The sequence below is a fragment of the Bacillus sp. NPDC094106 genome (assembly GCF_044764345.1).
Lineage (GTDB): Bacteria > Bacillota > Bacilli > Bacillales > Bacillaceae_G > Bacillus_A.
Genome location: NZ_JBIWHY010000009.1, coordinates 105,431 through 116,348 on the forward strand (window position 1 = coordinate 105,431; position 10,918 = coordinate 116,348).

General features: G+C 35.0%; 9 protein-coding genes. All 9 read right to left on the reverse strand.

What is annotated here, in order from left to right; all coding sequences use genetic code 11:
• Positions 1-160 precede the first annotated feature (160 nt).
• A complete protein-coding gene (locus tag ACIQ7L_RS15070; RefSeq protein ID WP_400570298.1) occupies positions 161-1,825 on the reverse strand; it encodes a glycoside hydrolase family 13 protein in 1,665 nt (554 codons plus the stop codon).
• Between the two features lie 325 nt (positions 1,826-2,150).
• Positions 2,151-2,834, reverse strand: a complete 684-nt coding sequence (locus ACIQ7L_RS15075) for an ABC transporter permease (protein WP_400570300.1) — start codon at positions 2,832-2,834, stop codon at positions 2,151-2,153.
• A 743-nt stretch (positions 2,835-3,577) separates the two neighbouring features.
• A complete protein-coding gene (locus tag ACIQ7L_RS15080) occupies positions 3,578-4,267 on the reverse strand; it encodes a Crp/Fnr family transcriptional regulator (RefSeq protein WP_400570302.1) in 690 nt (229 codons plus the stop codon).
• 191 nt (positions 4,268-4,458) lie between these two features.
• The gene (gene arcC / locus ACIQ7L_RS15085) at positions 4,459-5,421 is read right to left on the reverse strand and encodes a carbamate kinase (protein ID WP_335358872.1); all 963 of its coding nucleotides are present in this window, start codon (positions 5,419-5,421) and stop codon (positions 4,459-4,461) included.
• A 37-nt stretch (positions 5,422-5,458) separates the two neighbouring features.
• A complete protein-coding gene (gene arcD, locus ACIQ7L_RS15090) occupies positions 5,459-6,874 on the reverse strand; it encodes an arginine-ornithine antiporter (RefSeq protein WP_400570304.1) in 1,416 nt (471 codons plus the stop codon).
• 94 nt (positions 6,875-6,968) lie between these two features.
• Entirely contained in the window at positions 6,969-7,967 is a 999-nt protein-coding gene (gene argF, locus ACIQ7L_RS15095; RefSeq protein ID WP_400570306.1) for an ornithine carbamoyltransferase, read from the reverse strand.
• 30 nt (positions 7,968-7,997) lie between these two features.
• On the reverse strand, positions 7,998-9,230 hold the full coding sequence (gene arcA, locus ACIQ7L_RS15100; RefSeq protein WP_400570308.1) for an arginine deiminase: 1,233 nt from the start codon (positions 9,228-9,230) through the stop codon (positions 7,998-8,000).
• Between the two features lie 275 nt (positions 9,231-9,505).
• Positions 9,506-9,955, reverse strand: coding sequence for an arginine repressor (gene argR / locus ACIQ7L_RS15105; RefSeq protein WP_400570310.1), 450 nt, complete (start codon positions 9,953-9,955; stop codon positions 9,506-9,508).
• A 310-nt stretch (positions 9,956-10,265) separates the two neighbouring features.
• A partial coding sequence (locus ACIQ7L_RS15110; protein WP_400570312.1) for an LPXTG cell wall anchor domain-containing protein occupies positions 10,266-10,918 on the reverse strand: 653 nt, incomplete at its 5' end.

Here is a 10,918-nt window from a genome sequence, read left to right on the forward strand (position 1 = left end):
CCTAATGGATATAGATTATAATTGCTTCTCTTTTTATGAAAACGATTCCCTCTTTTAACGCAAACGTTTTCATAAATCTATTTTAATAAAAGCGTTTTCACATTGCAATAAAAATTTGTATTTTTTCATAAAAAAAAGATGCTACGAGAGCATCCTTTTCTTATGAAATACGATAAACCCTTGTTTCATAAGGTTTCAACGTAATTGTATTACTTGTTTCATGTTCTAATACTTCATAGTTATTTAAAAGCAAACGTTTGCATTCTAGTGCGAATACACTCTCATTGTACACAGCTTTCTCGTTCGAGATATTGCTAATAACAATCACTTTTTCATCATGTAACGTACGTGTATACGCATAAATTTGCGGATCATCTTCTAAAAGTAAATCATATGTGCCATAAGTAAATACAGCATTCTCTTTTTTCAGCGCGATCATTTTCTTATAGAAATTTAAAATAGAATCTGCTTCTTCTTGCTGCTTTTGAACATTAATTTCTTTATAATTTGGATTCATTCCAAACCACGGCGTACCTGTTGTAAAACCAGCATTTTCTTCATTATTCCATTGCATCGGTGTACGTGAATTATCACGGCAAGATGCCCAGATAATTTCCATCATCTCTTGATGTGATACGCCTTCTGCAATTTTTTGACGATATAAGTTTTTAATTGCTACGTCATCATAATCTTCAATATTTGGGAACTGAACATTTGTCATACCGATTTCTTGCCCTTGATAAATAAACGGTGTTCCTTGCATAAAGAAATACATTGCTCCTAAAGCCGTTGCACTTTCACGCCAATACTGTTGATCATCTCCCCACGTAGAAACAATACGTGGTTTATCATGATTCTCAATATACAGCGCATTCCATCCCTTATTTTCTAATCCTTTTTGCCACTTTGTTAGCACCTTTTTCAGTTCTACCACATCAAGTTCTTTTTTCTTCTCTGCATCCCATAAACTTAAATGTTCAAACTGAAACACCATATTGAATTTACCATTCTCTTCTCCAACCCAAAGATCAGCATCTTCAATTTTGACACCATTGGCTTCCCCAACAGTCATAATATCGTATTTAGAGAATGTGTTATCTTTTAACTCTTCTAATAATGGCTGAATACCATCCACATTCATATGTTTATCGAAAGAAGGTACATACGTTAAGCCCTCTGGATTTGGCATGTCTTTTAATCCATCTTCCTTCTTGATATGACTAATTGCATCAACACGGAAGCCATCAATTCCTTTATCTAGCCACCAATTCACTGTATCATATAAAGCTTCACGAACCTCTGTATTCTCCCAGTTTAAATCCGGTTGTTTACGTGAGAATAAATGTAGGAAATATTGATCTGTCATTTCATCATATTTCCAAGCAGAACCGTTAAAAATACTTTCCCAGTTATTTGGCTCTTTTCCATTCTCACCATCACGCCAAATATACCAATCACGTTTTGGATTATCTTTAGACGAACGCGATTCAATAAACCAAGGATGTTCATCACTCGTATGATTAATAACTAAATCAATAATTAGCTTCATACCACGCTTATGCACTTCATCTAGCAGTTCATCAAAATCAGCCATTGTACCAAATTCATCCATAATATCTTGATAATCACTGATATCATAACCATTATCATCATTAGGTGATTTATACATTGGACAAATCCAAATTACATCTATACCTAAATCCTTTAAATAATCAAGCTTTGCAATAATACCTTGTAAATCTCCAATACCATCACCATTGGAATCCATAAAGCTACGAGGATAAATTTGATAAGCGACAGCTTCTTTCCACCATGTTTTATTCATAATAATTCTCTCCTTTTGCATCCTTCATAAATTTATGCAAACGTTTTCGTAACACTATCATAACAAAATATGGAGAGTTTGTAACGGGAATTTTTATCTTATTATTAAATATCTACTTTTCTTTAAGAAACATCCCCCTATTTAATTACCTTACATATATGATGCTCAAACCCGTTAGATTTTTTTCACTACTTCTTATCATTACTAAAATGGCAAATAAAAAATCACCCAATTTATGCCCGGGTTCTCCGTAACATGTTGGATGACTAAAGTTTACTTTTTTATTTCTAATGATTTCCCTTAATAATACCCTCGCTATTATAAATTAATTATATGTCTTATCATTTTCATTTAATGACTGTAATTTAATATTTGGTGCTTTATTTTTCACTATGCTTTCACCTGAAGCAATCGGAATTTGAAATTCAAATTGCTTTGTTTCATGTCGCTGTAAATAGATAGGTGTCGGTACTTGATAGCTCTGCAAATTCTGATTTGCACCTTGATATAAAACAAGCTGTAGTGCTTGTGACTGATTGTGATAATTTTTTAAAGTGACGACGCAATTTTGTTCAAAATTATCTCCCTTTTTCTTCATCGTACATTGGCTATCCTCTTTTTTGTATTCAATTGCTTCCAGTCCTTTTTTGCCTGCGTAGTACCATGTTTTATCAAGAATTTGAAGCGTTTTATTTAAAGTAAATGGCATTGTTATAATGAGAACACTTATACACGCTACTTTTATTTTATTTAACTTTTTCAACCAGTTAGAATCCTTCTTTTCTAACCATTTCATAAGAAATAGCAAAGAGATTACTTGTAATACAAAAGAAAAGATCCATATATTCGAAACTTTATAGCCCATATAAATATATGTATCTACTGGAATCCCATACGCGTGAAATAATTTTTCTCCAATTAATTCCTTATCATTTGGCATTTTTATTAATAGCAATACTCCGATACTGTAAAAAATAGCTACTAATCGATCATATTCAATGCGAATCATTTTTTCTCCCTTTCCCTTTGTTTTTTATTATCGATTTTAGCTAGTATTATCGGAATATACAATCTCTTTATAGTAAATAACATAAAAAAGTTCCTTATAAATATATAAAGAACCTTATTAATATACAATATGAATAAGAGAATTGATATGTATATTAATCCACTTTAATTTTTCGACATCTAAGTTGCTGCTATGCAGAATACAACATGACCTACACTCGTTCGCTCTCTCTGTTTTTACTTCGCATGTAGCAGAAAAAGGCACTGACCGCTTCTATGCATGGCCAGATGCTCTTGTCCGCCTAAAAAGAAAGGGGTTTTTATATACATCCATTTTCATTTTTCGACATCTAAGTTGCTGCTATGCAGAATACAACATGACCTGCACTCGTTTGCTCTTTCTGTCTTTATACTTCGCATGTGGCAGAAAAAGGCCCTAACCGCTTCTATGCATGGCCAGATGCTCTTGTCCGCCTAAAAAGAAAGGGGTTTTTATATACATCCATTTTCATTTTTCGATATCTAAGTTACTGCTATGCAGAATACAACATGACCTACACTCGTTCGCTCTCTCTGTCTTTACTTCGCATGTGGCAGAAAAAGGCCCTAACCGCTTCTATGCATGGCCAGATGCTCTTGTCCATCTAAAAAGAAAAAGGTTTATATTTCGTTTTTTAATTGATATATATAACATTGTCCCAGTGTAACAATGCTTTCCCTTATCTAATATTTATTATGAAGTTTTCACATCGAAATTTCCTCGAAATAAGTTGGGTCATGTATGATAATTTTTTTACTTGAAACCGTAACAATGCTTTCATTCTTTAACTGTTTTAACACACCGCTAACCGTCTCCCGAGACGTTCCCGATATTTTGGAAATTTCGATTGTTGTGAGCGGACATGCAATTACAATCCCTTCCCCATCCTGCTCTCCTAGATCATTCATTAAATAATTTAATGTCTGAATGACGCGGTCCTGCGCATTTGGGATCGTAATATTTTGCACACGATTTTCGTTAATTTTTAATATCGAGGATAACTGCTGAACAACGTACATTAATTGTGTCCGACTTGCTTTTACCATATCCTCAAAAATCACTGTAGGAATATAATACACATCCACATCTGTCATTGCTTCCGCCGTATAATTATAACTCTTATCTGTAAACATACCGCCATAAGGAAAAATAGAATATCGCTTTACATAGTCCTCATATATTAAATTTCCACTTTGATTCACCCGCTCTAACTTCACAAAACCATCTAACATAAGGTAAATTCTTTCTCTTGAATCACCTTCTAAAAATAAAAATTGACCTTTCTTATAAGTTCGCCAATAAACAAACTCTGTTAAGCCTTTCAATTTTTTTTCTGTTAAATGAGCAAATAATTCAAACTGCTTCAGATCTTTAACTACGTTTCGTCTATTCATCAAACTCCCTCTTTCTTGCTATATGTCGGAGTGAAGCATCAAGAAAGCGTATTCAATACTATTATTTTACCATACTTAACATAGTAAACTTTCTCCTGCCATGAATACTTTATGAACATTTTTTTACAAAAAATACCAATAAATAAAAAGAATGAAGTTGATCACTTCATTCTTTTTACAATTCGCTATGTTTATACACAAACACATGCATCCTGCTTAGAAATAATAGTACCTGCTTTTTCTTCTAATGCTTCATATACCTTTTCTAAAGAAGTAATAATTGTTTTTCGTTTTGGATCTGCATTAGCAAAACTAATAGCAGCTTCAATTTTTGGGAGCATACTTCCCGCTGCAAATTGATGTTCCTGTATATATTCTTCTAATTCATCAACTGTAACAGCCTCTAATCTCTTTTGATTAGGCTGATTAAAATTCACATAAACATAATCAACTGCAGTTAAAATAACAAGTGTATCAGCATCTACTAATTCAGCTAACTTTTGAGCAGCAAAGTCCTTATCGATAACAGCTTCAGTTCCTTTTAATCCTTCTTCAGAGTCAATTACCGGAATTCCACCACCCCCAACAGCGATTACTATATTTCCTCCCTCCACTAATGAATTGATTACTTTATGTTCATGAATACTCACAGGCTTTGGTGATGGAACAACCCGTCTCCATCCTCTTCCTGCATCCTCTTTAAATACAGCTTTCGTTTCTTCCATTAACCTTCTTGCTTCTTCTTCTGTATAAAAAGGACCAATTGGTTTTGTTGGATTTTTAAATGCCTCATCCTGTTCATCCACGACAACACGTGTTATAACCGTTGCTACCTCTTTTTTTATGCTTCGCTTTTTCAAAGCCTTTTCGATTGCATTTTCCATCCAATATCCAATCATTCCTTGGCTCATTGCACCACAAGTATCTAACGGCATTGCCGGTGTTTTTTCTGTTTCCGCTGCTTTTTGTTGTAATAAAATATTACCTACTTGTGGACCATTCCCGTGTGCAATAACAATATCCACATCATTTTCCATAATTTTAACAAGTTGTTCCGCTGTTCTTTCTAACGCTTCTTGCTGCGCCCCAGCAGTGGCATTTCCAGATTGTATAGCATTTCCTCCTAGTGCAACTACGATTTTTCTACGTGTCATATTTCAACCCTCCAATTGATTGCATTTTCACAAATTTTTATAAAGTGATACTTCCTGTAATTAATCCGTAAATCGCAAAGAATGCTAAGGCACCAATCGCTACAGAAGATGCCAGTTCCACACGAGTAAATATTTGTTTTGGATTCGTTTGCTTTTGAACATTGTAAAAGATGAAAATACCTGGTGCATATAACGTCATTGTTAGTACTAAGTAGTCTAAACCAGCTGCATAAACTAACCAAATTCCATAAATACTTGCTACCAAACCAATGATTATATTTTTTGTTCGATCTTTTTCTTCAGATTGTAAACTATACTTAAATTGATAGAATGCTGACAAAGCATACGGAATTAAAATAGCAGAGGAAGCGAGAGAAAATGCAAAATGATATGCTTGATCTGAAACAACAAATGTTAATAAGAAAACTTGAATTAAACCATTTGTTATCCATAATGAATTTACAGGAGCTTTGTTTTTATTTTCTTTCGCAAACCACTTTGGAAATACTCCGTCTTTAGCAGCTAAATACGGAATCTCAGATGCGAGTAAAGTCCATCCTAGCCAAGCACCTAATACAGAAATTACTAAACCTAAGTTAATAAAAATAGCGCCCCATTTTCCAACAACGCTTTCAAATAAATACGCCATAGATGGATTTTTTAAATTAGCAACATCAGCTTGTTGCATAAGGCCAAGAGATAGTAATGTAAGTAGGATATAAATGATGAGTGTGCCGATTAATCCAATGACAGTTGCTTTCCCAACATCACTTCTGCTTTTTGCACGACTTGATAGAACAACTGCCCCTTCTACACCAATAAATACCCAAAGAGTTACAAGCATTGTACTCTTCACTTGACTACCTACCGCTGCCCAAGAAAAGGAACCAGCTTGTCCCCAAAATCCATCTAAGAAAATATCAATATGAAAAGCAAAGATTCCTACAACAATAAAGACAAATACAGGCACTAACTTTGCAATTGTAGTTACTAAATTTACAAGTGCTGCTGATTGTACACCGCGTAAAATTAACATGTGAACACACCATAGTAATACGCTCGCTCCAATAATCGATGCTATATTTTGTCCACCTTCAAAAACTGGGAAGAAATAACCTAATGAAGAAAATAGCAACGTACCGTAAGCTACATTCCCAAGCCAAGCAGATAACCAATATCCCCACGCACTATTAAACCCCATAAAATTACCAAATCCTGCTTTTGCATAACTAAAAATACCACCATCTAAATCTGGTCTTTTTACAGTTAAATTTTGAAATGATAATCCAAGAGCAATCATTCCAATTCCCGTTATAACCCAACCGATAATAATAGCCCCGGCACCAGCACCTTTTGCCATATCACCTGCTAAGTTAAATGCGCCACCACCGATCATAGATCCAACTACAAGGGCTGTTAAAGTAAGTAATCCTAATTTCTTTTCTTCACCCATTACACTCACCTCTCTTTAATTGCAATAAGAATAAAACAACAATAGTGAATGATAGTGTCTAAAGGAGGAGAAAGAAGGAGGATTTCCCCCTTCTTTATTCCATATTTCCTAAAGTAGCTGCCATAACTGCTTTAATTGTATGCATTCTGTTTTCCGCTTGATCAAATACTTTTGAATGCTTACTGCGGAATACTTCGTCAGTTACCTCCATTTCTTTTAATCCATATTTTTCATATATGTCTTCTCCGTACGCTGTTTCCACATCATGGAATGCAGGTAAACAATGTAAGAACATCACATTTTCATTTCCAGTCTTTTTAATCATTTCCATATTTACTTGATAAGGTGTTAGCTGTTCAATACGTTCAGCAAATTTATCTTCTTCTCCCATTGATACCCATACATCTGTATAAATTACGTCTGCACCGGCAACAGCTTCGTCTACATTACTTGTTACCATGACTTGATCATTATATTTTTTAGCTGTATCGATTATTTCTTGTGCTGGGAATAATGATTCTGGCGTACAAATACATACGTTCATTCCAACAATTGCTCCGCCAACTAACAAGCTATTTGCTACGTTGTTCCGTCCGTCTCCAACGTATACAAGCTTAACATCTTTTAAACGTCCCACATGCTCTTTAATTGTTAACAAATCTGCAAGTGTTTGGGTTGGATGCCACATATCTGTTAAACCGTTCCATACCGGTACACCGGAATTTTCAGCTAAAGATTCTACTGTTGCATGAGCGAAACCACGGAACTCAATTCCGTCAAACATACGTCCTAAAACTCTTGCTGTGTCTTCAACTGATTCTTTCTTTCCAAGCTGAATATCATTTTTACCTAGGTATTCAGGATTTGCCCCTAAATCCGTACATGCCACCGTAAATGCACACCGTGTACGAGTGGAAGTTTTTTCAAATAAGAGCGCGACATTTTTTCCTTCTAAATAACGATGCGGAATACCGTTTTTCTTTTTCTCTTTTAATTCTGCTGCTAAATCTAGAAAATATAACATTTCTTCTTCTGTAAAATCTTTTTCAGCAAGAAAACTTCTTCCTTTTAAGTTTGGTTTTGTCATTAACATGATTCATCCCTACTTTCTCCGTTATTTATACTAAATATCTTTTCGAACAATTGGCATACTCATGCAACGTGGACCCCCACGACCACGGGATAATTCCGAACTTAATACTTCAATAACTTCTATACCATGTTCACGTAATAAAGCATTTGATACATAGTTGCGGTCATATGTAACAACTACTCCTGGCGCAATTGCTAATGTATTCGATCCATCATTCCATTGTTCACGAGCGGAAGCGATCACATCTCCTCCTCCGCAAGGGATAAGTACCAATTCGCTTAAGCCTAATACTTCTTTTAGAGCTTCCATTAAAGAGGTACGATGTGTAATTTTAAGAGTTTCTTCATCCTGTCCTTTTTCTAAAATATAAATGTTCATATTTCCTTTTGGTCCTTGGATAGCTGGATGAATTGTAAATTTATCATAATCAACCATTGTAAATACTGTATCTAAATGCATAAATGCTCGACATTTTGGAATTTCTATTGCTAGCACTTTCTTAATTTTACTTTGACGGCTAAATAAGTTTTTAGCTAAACGCTCAATCGCTTTAGCTGAAGTACGAGCAGATACTCCAATTGCAATTGTTTCCTCATTTAAGATGAGCTCGTCGCCGCCTTCAATTGGAAAATTATAATCACGATCTAACCAAACTGGCACATTATGACTTGCAAATCGTGGATGATGTTTAATGATATATTCCATAAACAATGATTCACGTCTCCGTGCTGGTTCTCTCATTTTGTTAATTGTTAAACCGTCACCTATACTAGCTGCTGGGTCACGAGTAAAATATAAATTTGGCATTGGATCTAAATAAAATGGATAATGATCTTCCATTAATTCATACAGGTGGGTTTTTTTACTAGTTTCAATTTCGTTTTTACGTACGCCCCCCATAATTTTCTGAACCATTTCTTCATTTGAAAAGGAAAGTAAATATTCTTTTAAAGTTTGATATGCACCATTTACGTTAGCCTGTCCTTCTTGTAAAATACGATCAACAAATTCTTCACGAAGTTTTTTATCAACTAACGCCTCAGCTGCTAGTGTTTCTAAATAAAGAACTTCAACACCCCGATTGCGTAATGTTTGCGCAAAATAATCATGTTCTTGTTGAATAATTGGTAAATATGGAATATCGTCAAATAATAATTGTTGTAAATAATCTGGCGTTAAGTTTTCCACTTCTTTACCTGGACGTTTTAATAAAACCGTTTGTAATTCCCCAATTTCTGAAGTAACATGGATCGGATGTTTCATTTGTTGTACCTCCTTTTAAATTTGGTTGTTGTCTACAAGTACATAATAAACGGTGCGTGCTTCCCTCTTTGTGTAAACGCTAACATTATCAAGTGAAATATTTCACAAGTTTTTTTGTAAAATAATATATATTTGTATTTTTATTAGGGTTTTTGCTCTATATTTTGCAAAACAGCTGTATATTACGTATATATGGTGAATATCGGATTCCCTAATTCATATGAAAACTCTAAAAAAAATCCTGTCTCTAATAAAATTAGAAACAGGATTTTCATCTACATAATTAAATTCAATCTTTCTTCCAAAATCTTCCTATCTGACTGTGACCGAGAAATTACGAGGCATGTATCATTTCCACATATACATCCTACTTTTTCTTTCCAATCTAAGGAATCTAATAAGGCACCAATAACATGGGCATTACCAGGTAACGTTTTAATAACCGTTAGTTGATCTACATAATCAACCTTTACGACAACTTCTCTTAATTTTTTCTTTAACTTCATATCAGTTTGTAAATTATCTTCTGAGAAAACCTTATATATAGTTAATCCATTTGAAGAAGTTACCTTTATTAAGTTTAATTCACGAATATCGCGCGAAATAGTAGCCTGCGTCACTAATATGCCTTGTTCTGCCAACAATTCTACTAATCTCTCTTGCGTATCTATTTCATACTCTTCCACCAATTGTTTAATTAGCCGTTGTCTTTTTTCTTTTTTCATAAAAGACACCCCTTCTAATATTATAACTCTATTATATCTTGGTATAATTTTTATTCGAAAGAGACAACGGGAAATGTTGCGGAAACGTTCATAGTTTTATAGGAATCCCTTCCATCATCTATGCAACTATCCTTATTACATTATTCCCACTACTTAACCGCATCATGTGGAACTTCCAACAGCGTGGGTTCTTCATTCCCCAACTATCCTCCTTATCTCTCTGTACCTTGAGTTTGGAGATCTTACCACATACGGGATAAAGTAAAAAAGGCACCCAAAAATATTTTTGGGGATACCTTTTTTACTTTCATTATTGTTGTCTTTTCTTACCTAATACGAGTAAACCAAAACTCATCATTACAAGAGCTGCCCCCATATATGGTTCCAGAGGAGTTCTCTGTCCCGTTTTTGGGAGTTCTTTTTGTGATTGAGCTGAATCCATAGTTTCAGATTTTCCTGGTTTTGTTACTCTTGAACTTTCTTGGTTTGTCTTATCCTGGCTCTCTGAACTTGTTGTTCCTGGATTTTTTGGTTTCATTATCTCTGCGTTTTCTAGTTCTGTCTTACCTAGGTTCCCTGAATTCGTCGTTTCTGGTTTCTCTGGTTCCATCATTTCTGATTTCCCCGGTTCCGTTGTTTCTGGTTTCTCTAGTTCCGTCGTTTCTGATTTCTCCGGTTCCGTTGTTTCTGGTTTCTCTAGTTCCGTCGTTTCTGATTTTTCCGGTTCCGTTGTTCCTGATTTTCCTGGTTCCGTTGTTTCTGATTTTCCCGGTTCCGTTGTTCCTGGTTTCTCCGGTTCCGTCGTTCCTGGTTTCTCTGGTTCCGTCGTTCCTGGTTTCTCTGGTTCCGTCGTTCCTGGTTTCTCTGGTTCCGTCGTTCCTGGTTTCTCTGGTTCCGTCGTTCCTGGTTTCTCTGGTTCCGTCGTTCCTGGTTTCTCTGGTTCCGTCGTTCCTGGTTTCTCTG

What these genes read in the sequence shown, in the direction of transcription:
- ACIQ7L_RS15070 (WP_400570298.1), bottom strand. Translation starts at nt 1,825, where the DNA reads ATGAATAAAACATGGTGGAAAGAAGCTGTCGCTTATCAAATTTATCCT.
- ACIQ7L_RS15075 (WP_400570300.1), bottom strand. Translation starts at nt 2,834, where the DNA reads ATGATTCGCATTGAATATGATCGATTAGTAGCTATTTTTTACAGTATC.
- ACIQ7L_RS15080 (WP_400570302.1), bottom strand. Translation starts at nt 4,267, where the DNA reads ATGAATAGACGAAACGTAGTTAAAGATCTGAAGCAGTTTGAATTATTT.
- arcC (WP_335358872.1), bottom strand. Translation starts at nt 5,421, where the DNA reads ATGACACGTAGAAAAATCGTAGTTGCACTAGGAGGAAATGCTATACAA.
- arcD (WP_400570304.1), bottom strand. Translation starts at nt 6,874, where the DNA reads ATGGGTGAAGAAAAGAAATTAGGATTACTTACTTTAACAGCCCTTGTA.
- argF (WP_400570306.1), bottom strand. Translation starts at nt 7,967, where the DNA reads ATGTTAATGACAAAACCAAACTTAAAAGGAAGAAGTTTTCTTGCTGAA.
- arcA (WP_400570308.1), bottom strand. Translation starts at nt 9,230, where the DNA reads ATGAAACATCCGATCCATGTTACTTCAGAAATTGGGGAATTACAAACG.
- argR (WP_400570310.1), bottom strand. Translation starts at nt 9,955, where the DNA reads ATGAAAAAAGAAAAAAGACAACGGCTAATTAAACAATTGGTGGAAGAG.